At 73.7% G+C, this 14,610-nt stretch carries 13 protein-coding genes; 8 read left to right on the top strand and 5 right to left on the bottom strand.

Going from position 1 to position 14,610, the window contains the following annotated elements:
• The first annotated feature begins 128 nt into the window (after window positions 1-128).
• Window positions 129-1,127, top strand: a complete 999-nt coding sequence (locus tag ACIBMZ_RS13045; protein WP_396693200.1) for an aldo/keto reductase family protein — start codon at window positions 129-131, stop codon at window positions 1,125-1,127.
• A 52-nt stretch (window positions 1,128-1,179) separates the two neighbouring features.
• Here the strand turns inward: ACIBMZ_RS13045 and ACIBMZ_RS13050 are convergent, their stop codons facing one another.
• Both ACIBMZ_RS13050 and ACIBMZ_RS13055 read right to left on the bottom strand, forming a co-directional pair.
• Entirely contained in the window at window positions 1,180-1,971 is a 792-nt protein-coding gene (locus tag ACIBMZ_RS13050; protein ID WP_396693202.1) for a site-2 protease family protein, read from the bottom strand.
• A complete protein-coding gene (locus ACIBMZ_RS13055) occupies window positions 1,971-2,171 on the bottom strand; it encodes a hypothetical protein (protein ID WP_396693204.1) in 201 nt (66 codons plus the stop codon). Before ACIBMZ_RS13055 ends, ACIBMZ_RS13050 begins: the two co-directional genes overlap by 1 nt.
• Window positions 2,172-2,346: 175 nt before the next feature.
• Here ACIBMZ_RS13055 and ACIBMZ_RS13060 point away from each other — a divergent pair, with 175 nt between their 5' ends.
• From ACIBMZ_RS13060 to ACIBMZ_RS13075, 4 genes are all read left to right on the top strand, one after another.
• A complete protein-coding gene (locus tag ACIBMZ_RS13060) occupies window positions 2,347-2,553 on the top strand; it encodes a hypothetical protein (protein WP_396693206.1) in 207 nt (68 codons plus the stop codon).
• A 73-nt stretch (window positions 2,554-2,626) separates the two neighbouring features.
• Complete coding sequence (gene cobU, locus ACIBMZ_RS13065; RefSeq protein WP_396693208.1) at window positions 2,627-4,534, top strand: bifunctional adenosylcobinamide kinase/adenosylcobinamide-phosphate guanylyltransferase; 1,908 nt, start codon at window positions 2,627-2,629, stop codon at window positions 4,532-4,534.
• Entirely contained in the window at window positions 4,524-5,297 is a 774-nt protein-coding gene (locus ACIBMZ_RS13070) for an adenosylcobinamide-GDP ribazoletransferase (RefSeq protein ID WP_396693210.1), read from the top strand. Before cobU ends, ACIBMZ_RS13070 begins: the two co-directional genes overlap by 11 nt.
• Before the next feature lie 66 nt (window positions 5,298-5,363).
• On the top strand, window positions 5,364-6,653 hold the full coding sequence (locus ACIBMZ_RS13075; RefSeq protein ID WP_396693211.1) for a DUF2314 domain-containing protein: 1,290 nt from the start codon (window positions 5,364-5,366) through the stop codon (window positions 6,651-6,653).
• A gap of 68 nt (window positions 6,654-6,721) precedes the next feature.
• Here the strand turns inward: ACIBMZ_RS13075 and gcvT are convergent, their stop codons facing one another.
• Entirely contained in the window at window positions 6,722-7,846 is a 1,125-nt protein-coding gene (gcvT, locus tag ACIBMZ_RS13080) for a glycine cleavage system aminomethyltransferase GcvT (protein ID WP_396693213.1), read from the bottom strand.
• Window positions 7,847-8,011: 165 nt separating this feature from the next.
• Between gcvT and ACIBMZ_RS13085 the strand changes: the two genes are divergently transcribed.
• Window positions 8,012-9,583, top strand: coding sequence for a leucyl aminopeptidase (locus ACIBMZ_RS13085; protein WP_396693215.1), 1,572 nt, complete (start codon window positions 8,012-8,014; stop codon window positions 9,581-9,583).
• Between the two features lie 125 nt (window positions 9,584-9,708).
• On the opposite strand, the gene ACIBMZ_RS13090 is transcribed toward ACIBMZ_RS13085, so the two are convergent.
• Complete coding sequence (locus tag ACIBMZ_RS13090; protein ID WP_396693217.1) at window positions 9,709-10,038, bottom strand: hypothetical protein; 330 nt, start codon at window positions 10,036-10,038, stop codon at window positions 9,709-9,711.
• Window positions 10,039-10,217: 179 nt separating this feature from the next.
• On the opposite strand from ACIBMZ_RS13090, the gene lpdA reads away from it, so the two are divergent.
• Window positions 10,218-11,609, top strand: coding sequence for a dihydrolipoyl dehydrogenase (lpdA, locus tag ACIBMZ_RS13095; RefSeq protein WP_396693219.1), 1,392 nt, complete (start codon window positions 10,218-10,220; stop codon window positions 11,607-11,609).
• 71 nt (window positions 11,610-11,680) lie between these two features.
• A complete protein-coding gene (gene sucB / locus ACIBMZ_RS13100; RefSeq protein WP_396693221.1) occupies window positions 11,681-13,486 on the top strand; it encodes a 2-oxoglutarate dehydrogenase, E2 component, dihydrolipoamide succinyltransferase in 1,806 nt (601 codons plus the stop codon).
• A gap of 121 nt (window positions 13,487-13,607) precedes the next feature.
• On the opposite strand, the gene ACIBMZ_RS13105 is transcribed toward sucB, so the two are convergent.
• Complete coding sequence (locus ACIBMZ_RS13105) at window positions 13,608-14,549, bottom strand: SDR family NAD(P)-dependent oxidoreductase (protein WP_396693223.1); 942 nt, start codon at window positions 14,547-14,549, stop codon at window positions 13,608-13,610.
• Between the last annotated feature and the right edge of the window lie 61 nt (window positions 14,550-14,610).

Genomic DNA, 14,610 nt, shown 5'->3' on the forward strand with positions numbered 1-14,610 from the left:
CCGGCCGTCGCCGCCGGGGACACGGTCCGTCCGCGCCCGGCACGCCACCGGGGACGGACGGCCACGCCCGCCGGTGCGTCGAGAATCGCCCTGGCCGTTCGCACCCCCGGTGGGGCTAGGGTCGTGGCATGGAATTCCGACACCTGGGCCGCTCCGGCCTGATGGTCAGCGAGATCTCGTACGGCAACTGGATCACCCATGGCTCGCAGGTCGAGGAGGATGCGGCGTTCGCCTGTGTCCGAGCCGCCCTGGACGCCGGCATCACCACCTTCGACACCGCCGACGTGTACGCCGGCACCCGCGCCGAGGACGTCCTCGGCCGGGCGCTGGAGCAGGAGCGGCGCGAGGGCCTGGAGATCTTCACCAAGGTGTACTGGCCCACCGGTCCGGGCCGCAACGACCGGGGACTGTCCCGCAAGCACATCATGGAGTCGATCAACGGGTCGCTGCGCCGGCTGCGGACCGACTACGTCGACCTCTACCAGGCCCACCGGTACGACTACAGCACGCCGCTGGAAGAGACGATGGAGGCGTTCGCCGACGTCGTGCACGCCGGTAAGGCGCACTACATCGGGGTCTCCGAGTGGAAGGCGTCGCAGATCCGCGAGGCCCACGCCCTCGCCCGGGAGCTGCGCATCCCGCTGGTCTCCAGCCAGCCGCAGTACTCGATGCTCTGGCGGGTCATCGAGAGCGAGGTCGTACCGACCTCCGAGGAGCTGGGCATCGGCCAGATCGTCTGGTCGCCGATGGCGCAGGGCGTCCTCACCGGCAAGTACCTTCCCGGCCAGCCGCCGCCCGCCGGTTCCCGGGCCACCGACGAGAAGTCCGGCGCGGGCTTCATCGCCAAGTGGCTCACCGACGACGTGCTGACCCGGGTGCAGCAGCTCCGGCCGCTGGCCGACCAGGCCGGGCTGACCATGGCCCAGCTCGCCGTCGCCTGGGTGCTGCAGAACCCGAACGTCTCCTCGGCGATCATCGGCGCGTCCCGCCCCGAGCAGGTGCACGACAACGTCAAGGCGGCCGGGGTCAAGCTCGACGCCGGTCTGCTCAAGGCGATCGACGAGATCGTGGAGCCGGTCACCGAGCGGGACCCGGCGCGTACCGAGTCCCCGGCCGAGCGCCCCTGATCCGGTCCGTTTCCGGCCGGGGCGTTCACCTGCCCCGGCCGGGACCCCCGGTTCAGCTCTGCCAGAAGCGGACCAGGTCCAGGCCGGTGGCGTAGAGCCAGGGCGGCAGGCCCAGGAGGTCACCGATGGCGAAGACCGCGTCGAAGAACCAGCCGCCGATCGTCGGGTTCCAGAGCAGCGCGAACAGCAGGATGAAGCCGTACGGCGCGAAGAGGTCGTACATCCGCCGGTAGGGCGGGCTCAGCCACGGCTGGATCATGTTGCCGCCGTCGAGTCCGGGCACCGGGAGCAGGTTGAGCAGGCTGGCGGTGACCTGGAGGAAGGCGAGCAGGGCGACGGCGGCCCAGAACTCCACCGGCCCGCCGCCCGACGAGCCGAGGCGCAGCACCGCCACCAGCACCAGCGCGAACACCACGTTGGTGGCCGGGCCGGCAAGGCTGACCAGGGTGTGCCGCAGTCGTCCGGCGATCACGTGCCGGTCCACCCAGACCGCGCCGCCGGGCAGTCCGATGCCGCCGAGCAGCACCACCGCCACCGGCAACGCGATGGACAGCAGCGGGTGGCTGTACTTGAGCGGGTTGAGCGTCAGGTAGCCGCGGTGGGCCACCCCCCGGTCACCGAACCGGTACGCGACCAGGGCGTGGGCGTACTCGTGCAGACAGAGCGACACCAGCCAGCCGGTGACCACGAAGCCGAACACGGCGAGGCGGACGTTGCCCACCCCGTGCCAGGTCAGTAGTGCGCTGGTGACCAGCAACGCGACCAGGGCCAGGAACACCGGGCTGGGCCGGAACGCGGCCCGGGGCACCCCCAGCACCAGCGGCTCGGAGTCCCGGGGCGTCATCACTCCGCCGGGGGTTGCAGGCTCATCCGGTACTCCACCCGGTCGTCCTCCAGCAAGGCGACCGAGGTGACGCCGGACGCGGCGAGCTCGCGCCAGGTCTGGCCGACCCAGGACTCGGCGTCCGCCTGGCTGCCGAACGACTCCCCCGGCCCGTCGACCGACTCGCCGTTCGCGCCCTCGTACCGCCAGCTCCACGCCATGTGCGCGTCTCCCCTCGCCGCTGATGTCCCGCTGGGACGGACCTGGCGCCAGCGTAGTCGTACCGCACGGCCGACCGCCCGACCACGGGCGCCGGTCGAGGGTGCTCCGGCACGCGGTTGACCCTCGCCGGGCCGGGTATCTCCCGAGGAACCGGATCTTCACGGAGGCGAGACGATGACGACACCCATCCCGGAGATGGACACGGCACAGCTTCGCGACATCGCGGTACACGGCGGTATCGAGGGCGCTCGGGAGATGGACCGGGAGGAACTGATCGACGCCCTGGTCGCCCGTCCCGGCGAGGGTGCCTGGCAGGAGGACCCGAAGCCGGCGGACGTCAACCCCAACGACTACATGTACCAGTCCCCCGAGCATCGGTGAGCTGGCGCGGGAGGCGTCGCCGCACCGCCCTGCGAATGCCGCCCGCGCGCGGCTGGCCGTTAAGGTACGAGCCATGTCCCTAGACGGGTGGAACACGCTCCTGGTGCTCGGCGGCATCCGCTCCGGCAAGTCGGAGTTCGCCGAGTCCCTGGTGGCCGACGCGGCCACGGTCCGGTACGTGGCCACCGCCGCCGGCGGAGGCGACGACGACGCGGAGTGGGCGGCACGGATCGCCGCGCACCGGGAGCGCCGGCCGGCGACCTGGAGCACCGAGGAGACGGCGGACGACCCACGCCGGCTGGCCGACGTGCTCGCCGCCGCACGGCCGGACGAGACGTTGCTCGTCGACGACCTCGGCGGCTGGGTCACCGTGCTGCTCGACCCGGCCCACCAGCCGGCCGACGACACCGCCACCGTCGCCGAGCTGGCCGCCGCCGTCCGGGACTGCCCGGCACGGCTGGTGCTGGTCAGTCCCGAGGTCGGCCTCTCCCTGGTCCCGACCACGCCGCTGGGCCGGGCCTTCACCGACGCGCTCGGCGCGGTCAACCGGGCCGTCGCCGACGCCTGCGACGCCGTGGTGCTGGTGGTCGCCGGCCAGCCGGTCCGGCTGAAGCCGACCGCACCCGGCCCGGTTACCGCCACCGAGTCCGCGCCGGGCCCGTCCGTCGCCGTCAACGGCACGGCGGTACCCGCACAGGGCGGCCCGAGCCACGCGCGTCCCGCCGCGCCGCTGCCCGCCTCGCCTCCGGTGAGCGCCCCGGCGGCACCGGCCGCACCGGCCCCGGTCCCGGCCGCCGACGACACCGGCTGGACCGCACCCACCATGACGCTGCCGGTGGCCGACACCGGTCTGGTCATCCAGCCGGGCATGGAACTGCCGATGCCCGACGACTACGCCGGTCCGCAGGCGGTGGAGCGGCTGGCCACGCTCGACGTGCCGGGCGCCGGACTCGGCGTCCTGGAACAGGTCGTCTCGTTCGCCGCCGCCACCCAGGGCACGCCGACGCCGGCACCCTGGCAGTCGGTCCGGGTACTGCTGCTGCACGGCGACCACGACGGCGGGAGCGCCGCCGGCACCCCGGCCGGGGAGTCGGCCCGGCGTGCCGAGGCGGCCCGCGCCGGCCAGGGCGTACTCGCCCGGTTGGCCGCCGAGAGCGGGGCGAGCCTGCAGGTGGTCCCGGCACCCACCGCCGCCGCGATCGAGCACGGCCCGGCGCTCACCGCCGAGCAGGTCGACGCCGCGCTGCGGTACGGCTGGCGGCTGGCCGAGGAGGCGGTGGACTCGGGCGTACAACTGCTGGTGGTGGCGGCGTGCGGCGCCGGTACCGAGGCCGCGGCGGCGGCGGTGCTGGCCGCGACGGCCGGTGCCGAGGCGCCCGCCGTGCTCGGCCGGGTGGTCACCGCGGACGGCGAGATCGACGACGTGGCCTGGATGGCCCGTTGTGCGGCCGTCCGGGACGCCCTGCACCGCACCCGGCGGGCCTCCCGGGACGCCAAGGACGTGCTGGCCCAGCTCGGCGGTGGGGACATCGCCGTGGCCACCGGCATCCTGCTGGGTGCCACCGCGCGCCGCACTCCGGTGCTGCTGGACGGACCGGTCGGTGTGGCCGCCGGCCTGGTCAGCCGGGACCTGGCCGGACAGGCCCGGCACTGGTGCATGCTGGCCGACCACGGCGGGCACCCGGCGGTCAAGCTGGCCTCCGACGTGCTCGGCCTGAGCCCGCTCACCCAGCTTCGCCTGGGCCTCGGCGAGGGCGCCAACGCGCTGACCGTGCTGCCGCTGCTGCGCTCGGTGCTGGCGCTGGCCGCCGCGCTGCCGCCCCGCCCGTCGCCCGACGGCGCGAACGAGCCGGAGCCGGTCGAGACCGACGAGCCGGAGCCGCCGGCCGAGACCGACGAGCCGGACTTCCGCGAGCCCGAGCCGGCAGGCCCGGGGCCGACCAGCACCGAACCGGCGGAGCAGGGCACGCGTGCCGGCTGAGCCCCGGCTCGGCGACGGGGCGCGGCTGGCCCTGACCACCTTCACCATCCTGCCGGTACGCACCGGCCGGATCGACCGGACCACGGCCGGTACGGCGATGGCGCTCGCCCCGGTGGTCGGTGCGCTGCTGGCCGTACCACTCGGCGTTCTGCTGCTGTCGCTCGGCGCGGTCACCGCACCGCTGGTCGCCGCCGGGGTGACCGTCGCGGCGGGCGCGCTGCTCACCCGGGGCCTGCACCTGGACGGGCTGGCCGACACGGTGGACGCGCTCGGGTCGTACCGGCGTGGCCCGGCCGCGCTGGAGATCATGAAGAAGCCGGACGTCGGGCCGTTCGGCGTGGTCGCCCTGGTGCTCGTCCTGTTGGTGCAGGCCGCGGCGCTGGCCGAGGTGGTCGGTCGGTCCGGGCCGGCGGCCTTCGCGGCGGTGCTGGCGGCGGTGGCGGCCGGTCGGCTCGGGGTCTCGCTGGCCTGCCGTCGGGGTGTCCCGGCGGCCCGCCCGGACGGGCTCGGCGCGCTGGTCGCCGGCACCGTCGGGCCGGTCCCGCTGGCCGTGGCGACGGTCGCCGTGACGCTGGCGGCGGTTCCCGCCGTGCCGGACCGCCCCTGGCAGGGACCGCTGGTCGTGCTCGCCGCGCTGGCCGTCGCGGCCGGGCTGCTGCGACACGTGGTACGCCGCCTCGGCGGCATCACCGGCGACGTGCTCGGCGCCACCGTGGAGCTGGTCACCACGCTGGTCTACCTGGGTCTGGTGCTGTCCGGCTGAGCGGTGCGGCCGTCGGCGGGTAGCGTTCCTTGTCGACAGCACCGGCGCGGCCACCCTGGGGACGACATGCTCATCACCGACGACTTCCTGCCCGTACCGGTCCCGGAGTCGCTCACCGCGACCTATCTGGTGCCGACGGTGGGGCTGCCGTCGGTGACCGCCCGCACGGCGGTCCGCGGCCTGGCCGGTCGGCTGGCCGAGCCGGTGCACGGGCTGGCCGAGCAGATGCTGGACAGCCCGCTGATGAGCGTCGACATCCGCCCGATCGGCGAGTTCCCCGAGTTGCCGCCGGACCTGCTCACCGCGTTCGGGGCCAGCAAGGAGCAGCTCGACCGGCTGGCCGCCGCGAGTCACCTGGTGGTGGTGCAGGCCGAGTACCGGCCGGGCTGGCCGCCGGCCCACGAGTGGGCGGCCCGGGCGGTGGCCGCCGCCGTGGCCGAGGAGGTCGGCGGCGACGTGGTCGACGTGTTCGGGTTGCAGTTCCTGGACCCGGCGGCGGCGCTGCGTTCGCTGCCCGACGCCGAGGGTCGGGTCCGACTGGTCGACTGGGTGCTGGTGCCGTACTCCTCGGACGCCGAGGGGCTCTGGTTCACCACCAAGGGGCTGCGCCGCTTCGGGTTGCTGGAGTTGCAGACCCAGGGCGTGCCGGACCACCTCACCCGGGCCTGGGGCGCGGTGATGACCGGCGCCGCCCGTCGGCTGCTGCGGGACTGGACCGACGGGCTGGCCGGCGAGGAGGTGCCGGCGTTCGTGCCGCTGCCGGTGCTGGCCACGGTCACCGGGCACGACATCGCCGTCGCGTACGGCAATCCGGAGCAGCACGGGGCGACCGCGCCGGTGCTGTTGCGGCTGGAACTGGACCCGGCCACCGACCCGGAGGCCGACTCGTTCCTGAGTCTGCGCCCACCCGCCGGGCACCCCGGCCCGGACGGGCGCTACTTCGCCGCCGCCTGCGGCACCCTGTTCGCCGGTATCCAGCCCGACGTGCGGTACGCGCGCTCCGGCGACGCGATGAGTCGGGCGGTGGCCACCGCCCGCGCCGGGCTGGGCGACATCCGGGCCCGCTTCCGCGCCGGCCAGCTCCCGCCGCAGACCCAGCTCGTGGTCAAGTACGGGCTGCCGGGCGACGACGGCCCGGAGTACGTCTGGGCCGGAGTGACCGGGTGGGACACGCCAGAGCGGATCGTCGGCGCCAGCGCCAGTGACGCCAACACCGACCCCTCGGTCCGCATCGGCTCGCCGGTGGAGGTCGAGACCACCGACGTCGTCGACTGGGCCGTCCTGGACACCTCCGGCGTCGTCGAGGGCGGCTGGACCCAGGCCGTCCTGGACGCCGGGGAGCCGCCCCGCTCCTGAGTCACCGCACCCGGGGCGCGACCGTCACGCCACGCCGGGGCGACCGGCACGTGACGCAGGGCCGGCCGTCACGTCACGGAGGGGTCGACGAAGGGCGGCCGGGCCAGCCGGACCGCCAGGCGACGACCGCGCACGTCCACCTGGAGTTCGGTGCCGTCGGTCAGGGCCGGGGCGGTGTCCACCAGCGCGAGGGCGATGCCCTGCTTGCGGGTCGGGCTGAACGTGCCGCTGGTGACCGTGCCGACCCGGGTGTCCCCGTCGTACACCGCCATGCCGGGGCGCGGGATGGCCCGGTCGACCGCCTCCAGTCCGCGCAGCGTACGCGTCGGACCGGCGGCCTTCTCCGCGAGCAGCGCGTCCCGCCCCCAGAAGGCCGGCTTGTCCCAGCCCACCGCCCAGCCGGAGCGGGCCTGCACCGGGCTGATCTCAAGCGACAGGTCCTGCCCGTGCAGCGGGTACCCCATCTCGGTGCGCAGGGTGTCCCGGGCGGCCAGCCCGCAGGCGCGCGGCGGCGGGTCGGCGGCGAACAGCGCGTCCCAGACGGTGACCGCGTCGGCCGCCGGGACCACCAGCTCGAAGCCCAGCTCACCGGTGTAGCCGGTGCGGCACACGGTCAGCGCCACCCCGTCGAGGGCGGCGGGCGAGAAGCTCATGTACCCGTGCTCGGTGGGCAGACCCAGCCCGGCCAGCAGCGCCGCCGAACGCGGTCCCTGGACCGCCAGCACCGCGTACGCCTCGTGCTCGTCGGTGACCGTGACCTGCTCCGGCGCGGCGGCGCGCAGCCGGCGCACCACCTCGGCGGTGTTCGCGGCGTTCGGGATCAGGAACACGTGGTCGTCGGCGTACAGGTAGGCGATGATGTCGTCCACCACGCCGCCGGTGGCCTCGTCGCAGCAGAGCGTGTACTGCGCCCGTCCGGGACCGATCCGCCCCAGGTCGTTGCTGAGGCAGGAGTTCACGAAATCCGCCGCGCCCGGCCCGGTCACCCGTACCTTGCCCAGGTGCGACACGTCGAACACGCCGACGTCGGTCCGCACCGCGGTGTGTTCCCGCAGCACCCCGCCACCGGCGTACTCCAGCGGCATCTCCCAGCCGCCGAACGGGGCGAACTTGGCACCGAGTGCGGAGTGTCGCTCGGCCAGCGGGGAACGACGCAGCCGGGTCTCGGCGGCGTCGGTGGTCACGTCGGTCATGGGTGGGAACTTACCGGGGCGGACCGGTCTGGTTAGCATCGGCGGGACCCACCGGAGGAACCGGCGGGGCAGCACCGACGTCCGACGGGTACCTCATCCGCCGGCACCAACCGAACCGCCGGTACGCCACACGCGGCCGGCCCGGCCCGCCCGGGAGCAGCTTCCGTGACATCGCCCAGCACCACCCTGAGCCTGGTCGACACCGACCCCGCCGAACTCGCCGTCGACGCGATCGTGATCGGCGTGCACAGCACGACCGGTGCGCAGGACGCCACCAGCGGCCTCGCCGGCACACTGCTGCTCGCCAGCGGCGCCGAGAGCATCGCCGCCGCCTTCGACGGCAAGCTGACCGAGACGCTGGCACTGCTCGGCGCGACCGGCGGACCGGGCGAGGTGATCAAACTGGCCACCCTGGGCACCGTCACCGCCCCGCTGGTCGCCGCCGTCGGCCTCGGCCCGGAGCCCACCGGTGCGGCGCCCGCCCCGGAGACCCTGCGGCGGGCGGCGGGGGCCGCCGTACGGGCGCTGGCCGGCGCCTCCCGGGTGGCGCTCGCCCTGCCGCTGCCGGACGACGCCGACGGCCCCGCCGCGCTGCGCGCGGTCGGCGAGGGGGCACTGCTGGGCGGCTACCGCTTCGCCGGCTACAAGACCCGCCCGCAGCCGACCCGGCGCGAGCCGGTGGCCGAGGTGCTGGTCGCGGTGCCGGACGCCGCCGACTCCGGCGCACAGGCCGAGGTGACCCGGGCCCGGACGGTGGCCGCCGCGGTCCGGCAGACCCGGGACTGGGTCAACGTGGCGCCGAACGAGCTGCGCCCGCCGGTCTTCGCCGACGCGGTCGCCGAGGCCGGCCGCGCGGCCGGTCTGGAGGTCGAGGTGCTCGACGAGGTCGCCCTGCGTGCGGGCGGCTACGGCGGCATCATCGCGGTCGGTCAGGGCTCGGAGGCCCCGCCGCGCCTGGTCAAGCTGACCTGGACCCCGGAGGGCGGCGGCACCGGCAAGCGGGTGGCGCTGGTCGGTAAGGGCATCACCTTCGACACCGGCGGCATCTCGATCAAGCCCGCGCAGGGCATGTGGGAGATGAAGTCTGACATGGCCGGGGCGGCGGCGGTGGCCGCCACCATGCTGGCCGTCGCGGAGCTGAAGCCGGCGGTGACGGTGACCGCGTACGTGCCGATGGCGGAGAACATGCCGTCCGGGACGTCGTACCGGCCGGGTGACGTGATCACCATGTTCAACGGCAAGCGGGTCGAGGTGCTCAACACCGACGCCGAGGGCCGGATGATCCTCGGTGACGCGATGGCCCGCGCCTGCGCCGACGGCTGCGACTACCTCTTCGAGACCTCCACCCTCACCGGCGGGCAGGTGGTCGCGCTGGGCAAGCGGATCTCCGGCCTGATGGGCACCGCCGAGCTGTGCGAGCGGGTCCGCGACGCCGGTGACGCGGTCGGCGAGCCGGCCTGGCCGATGCCGCTGCCGGACGACGTGCGCAAGGGCATGGACTCGGACGTCGCCGACATCTCGCAGGTCAACGCCGGCATGGACCGGGCCGGTCACATGCTTCAGGGCGGTGTGTTCCTGCGCGAGTTCGTCACCGACGACGTCGCCTGGGCGCACATCGACATCGCCGGTCCGTCGTACCACTCGGGCGAGGCGACCGGCTACTGGACCAAGGGCGGCACCGGCGTCCCGGTGCGTACCCTGCTGCACCTGATCGACGACGTGACCGCGAACGGCTGATCGGGCAGGGCTTCGGGTAAGGAAGGGTCCCCTGCTAACGCCTGGCGTATAGCAGGGGACCCTTCCTTACATCCAGCCGGAGCCGCACGGAGCCCGAGATGCCGCGCGCGGCGGACGGGGTCGGCTCAGTACTGCTCGGGGCGGCGCTTGCGGCGTTCGTTGTAGTCGCGCATCCGCTGCGGGTAGCCCATCAAAGCGATGTCGTAGACCGGGATGCCGACCCGGTACGCGAAGCGGCGTGCCCCGTCCGGCCCGTCGATGCGACGCCGGGTCCACTCGCCGTCGTCGGCGATCAGGATGACGGTGGTCTCGGTCACGGTGGTGCGGGGCTCGATGAACGCCTCGACACCCTTACGGGTCCGGACAAAGTTCTCCAAGTGCTCCAGATCGGCGCGATTGGCCGTACGGTCGGAGTCAACCGCGCGTGCCTGCTTGCGTCGCCGGAACAGTCCCACCGAGCCGTCTCCCCACGCGTCCGTCGTCGAAGGCAGTGCCAAGGGTACGTGGCGACAACGTGTCGTTGGGCACCTCGGTACGCGGCTTCCGCACGGTGGTGACAAGATGGCCGAGGTGGGGTGTGCCCCTGTTACCCCGCCGTGACCCCCGATGCAGCGACGCGACCTGGGAGTTGGACGTGAGCGAGCCGAACGACGCAACCTTCGACATCGTCATCCTCGGAGGTGGCAGTGGCGGCTACGCGACCGCCCTGCGCGCCGCCCAGTTGGGCCTGAACGTCGCGCTGGTCGAGAAGGGCAAGCTGGGCGGCACCTGCCTGCACAACGGCTGCATCCCGACCAAGGCGCTGCTGCACGCCGCCGAGATCGCCGACCAGACCCGCGAGTCGGAGCAGTTCGGCATCAAGGCCGAGTTGGTCGGCATCGACATGGCCGGGGTGAACGCGTACAAGGACGGCGTGATCTCGCGCCTCTACAAGGGTCTGCAGGGCCTGGTCGGCGGCTCCAAGAACATCACCTTCGTGGCGGGGGCCGGCAAGCTGGTCGCCCCGAACGCGGTCGAGGTGGACGGCAAGCGGTACACCGGCCGCAACGTGGTGCTCGCCTCCGGCTCGTACGCCAAGAGCCTGCCCGGCCTGGAGGTCGACGGCGAGCGGGTCATCACCAGCGACCACGCGCTGACCCTGGACCGGGTCCCGAGCTCGGCGATCGTGCTCGGCGGCGGCGTGATCGGCGTCGAGTTCGCCAGCGTGTGGAAGTCCTTCGGGGTGGACGTGACCATCATCGAGGCGCTGCCCCGCCTGGTCGCCGCCGAGGACGAGGAGTCGTCGAAGGCGCTGGAGCGGGCCTTCCGCAAGCGGAAGATCAACTTCAAGGTCGGCAAGCCGTTCGAGAAGGTCGAGAAGACCGACAACGGCGTCAAGGTCACCATCGCCGGGGGCGACACGGTCGAGGCCGAGCTGCTGCTGGTCGCCGTCGGCCGGGGCCCGAACACCGCCGACCTCGGCTACGAGGAGCAGGGCGTCAAGACCGACCGTGGGTACGTGCTGACCGACGAGCGGCTGCGCACCAGCGTGCCGAACGTGTACGCGGTCGGCGACATCGTGCCCGGCCTCCAGCTCGCCCACCGTGGCTTCCAGCAGGGCATCTTCGTCGCCGAGGAGATCGCCGGCCAGAACCCGGCCGTGATCGACGAGGCGGGCATCCCCCGGGTCACCTACTCCGAGCCGGAGCTGGCCTCGGTCGGCCTCACCGAGGCCAAGGCCAAGGAGCAGTACGGCGCCGACAAGGTCAAGACCTACAACTACAACCTCGGCGGCAACGGCAAGAGCCAGATCCTCAAGACGGCCGGCTTCGTGAAGCTCGTCCGGGTCGACGACGGCCCGGTGGTCGGCGTGCACATGGTCGGCGCCCGGGTCGGCGAGCTGGTCGGCGAGGCGCAGCTGATCTACAACTGGGAGGCGTACCCGGGCGAGGTGGCGCAGCTCGTGCACGCCCACCCGACGCAGAACGAAGCCCTGGGCGAGGCGCACCTGGCCCTCGCCGGCAAGCCGCTGCACGCGCACGCCTGACCACGACAACCCGCGGCGTCCGGCGACGGGCGATGATCCCCCCACCAGGGAAATGAAGGAGTCTGGAGAACATGCCGGTATCGGTCACCATGCCCCGGCTCGGCGAGAGCGTCACCGAGGGCACCGTCACGCGCTGGCTCAAGCAGGAGGGTGAGACCGTCGAGGTCGACGAGCCCCTGCTCGAGGTTTCCACCGACAAGGTCGACACCGAGATCCCGTCGCCCGCGGCCGGCGTGCTGACCCGGATCGTGGTGGGCGAGGACGAGACGGCCGAGGTCGGCAGCGAGCTGGCGGTCATCTCCGGTGAGGGCGAGTCGGCCGGCGGCGGGTCCGCCCCGCAGCAGGACGAGGCCCCCGCCGAGCAGGCCGCCGAGGCGGCCGAGGAGCCGCAGGCCGAGGCGGAGCAGTCGGCCGTCGAGGAGCCGGCCGAGCAGCCGGCCCAGGCCGCCGCGCCGTCGGGCGAGGGAACCCCGGTGCAGATGCCGGCCCTCGGCGAGAGCGTCACCGAGGGTACGGTCACCCGCTGGCTCAAGCAGGTCGGCGAGACCGTCGAGGTGGACGAGCCGCTGCTGGAGGTCTCCACCGACAAGGTCGACACCGAGATCCCCTCCCCGGTCGCCGGCACCGTGCTGGAGATCAAGGTCGCCGAGGACGAGACCGCCGAGGTCGGCGCCACGCTGGCCGTGGTCGGTGCGGCCGGTGCCCCCCCGGCCCAGGCCGAGCCGGAGCCGAAGCCCGAGCCCAAGGCGGAGCCGAAGGCCGAGGCCAAGCCCGAGCCGAAGCAGGAGGTCACCGAGCCGACGCCGGGTGCCTCGTACAACGAGCCCGCGCCAGAGGCCGAGCAGGCCAAGGAGCCGGCCAAGGTCGAGCGGGCCGCCCAGCCGGCCGCCCCCGCCCCGCAGCGCGCGGCGGCACCGTCCAACGGCGGCGAGCAGGCGGCCGGGTACGTGACGCCGCTGGTCCGCAAGCTGGCCGGTGAGCACGGCGTCGACCTCGCCGCGATCAACGGCACCGGTGTCGGTGGTCGGATCCGCAAGCAGGACGTGCTGGACGCGGCCGAGAAGGCCAAGGCCGCCCAGGCCGCGCCCGCCGCGGCCCAGCCGGCCGCCGCCGCGCCTGCGGCCAAGCCGGCCGCCAAGCCGCAGCCGAGTGCCAAGCGTGGCACCACCGAGAAGCTGCCCCGGATCCGTTCGGCGATCGCCAAGCGGATGCAGCAGTCGCTGCACGAGATGGCGCAGCTCACCACCGTGATCGAGGTGGACGTCACCAAGATCGCCAAGCTGCGGGCGCAGGCCAAGGACTCGTTCCTGGCCCGGCACGGCGTCAAGCTGTCGTTCCTGCCGTTCTTCGCCCTCGCCGCGATCGAGGCGCTCCAGACGTACCCGATCGTCAACGCCCGGATGGACCTCGACGGCGGGACGATCACGTACCCGGACGCCGAGAACCTCGGCATCGCCGTGGACACCGAGCGCGGCCTGCTGGTGCCGGTCATCCACAACGCCGGTGACCTCAACCTGGGCGGCATCGCCAAGCGGGTGGCCGACCTGGCCGAGCGCACCCGGACCAACAAGATCAGCCCGGACGAGATCGCCGGTGCGACGTTCACGCTGACCAACACCGGTAGCCGGGGCGCGCTGTTCGACACCCCGATCGTGCCGTCGCCGCAGTCGGCGATGCTCGGCACGGGTGCCGTCGTCAAGCGTCCGGTCGTGGTCAACGACGCGGAGCTGGGCGAGGTCGTCGCGGTCCGGTCGATGATCTATCTGGCCCTCTCCTACGACCACCGACTGATCGACGGTGCCGACGCGGCCCGCTTCCTGGTCGCGGTCAAGGAGCGCCTGGAGGCCGGCAACTTCGAGGCCGAGCTGGGCCTGTAACCGCCGCCAGCAGCACGACAGGGCGCCCCGGTCACCTGACCGGGGCGCCCTCGTTCGTCGGTGCGGCCGACCGGGTCGCCACCGGCACCTGCCGGCACCCCGACCTGCAACGCCTGCGGGCTCAACCGGCCAGGGTCTGCTCGCTGACCTGCCAGAGCCGCTGGGCGGCCTCCGGGTCGACGGCGTACGCGGCGACGCCGGTGCGGGTGCCGGGCTCGTGTGGTCCGGCCTGCTGGCAGTCCTCGAAGTAGCGCCCGCCGACCCCGTCGAGCAGCGGTGAGGTGGCCACCAGCACGGACGTGGCGGCCCCCTGCTCGGGCGTCTTCCAGGGGGCGGACGGGCCGCTGGCGGTCCGCATCCGCGCCAGCTCCGCCTCGTCCACGTACCGCTGGAGGTTGGTGCGGATCCCTCCGGGATGCAGCGCGTTGACCAGGATGCCGTCGTCGGCCCAGCGGCGGCTCGCCGCCACGGCGAAGAGGACGTTCGCGGTCTTGGACTGTCCGTACGCGGTCCACGGCTCGTACTCGCGCCGCGCGAAGTGGATGTCGTCGAAGTCGACGGGTGAGCGCAGGTGTGCCGCCGAGCTGACCGAGACGACGCGGGCGCCACCGGCCGCGGCCAGGGCCGGGCGCAGCCCGGTGGCCAGCGCGAAGTGGCCGAGGTGGTTGGTGGCGAACTGCATCTCCCAGCCCTGCGGCGTCCGCATCTCGGGCGAGGCCATCATGCCGGCGTTGTTGACCAGGATGTGCAGGGGGCCGTCCCAGTTCGCCACGAAGGCGGCGACCGAGGCCGGGTCGACCAGGTCGAGGGCGGCCACCGTGATCCGGTCGTTGCCGGTGGTACGGGTGATCTCCTCGGCCGCGCGGTGGCCCTGGTCCGGTTGGCGGACGGCCAGGGTGACGTCGGCTCCGGCGGCGGCGAGCGCGCGGGCGGTCTCGACCCCGATGCCCGATCCGCCGCCGGTGACGACGGTCCGACGGCCGGTGAGGTCGATGCCCGCGACGACCTCCAGCGCGGTGGACTCCGCGGTGAACGGGGTGCTGACAGGCGTGCCGATGGTCATGATCCATCCTTGTCGACAGAGGCGCGGCGGACGTGAACCGTCGCTACGATGAGAAGCGGAG

This window comes from Micromonospora sp. NPDC049900 (assembly GCF_044461025.1).
Taxonomy (GTDB): Bacteria; Actinomycetota; Actinomycetes; order Mycobacteriales; family Micromonosporaceae; genus Micromonospora.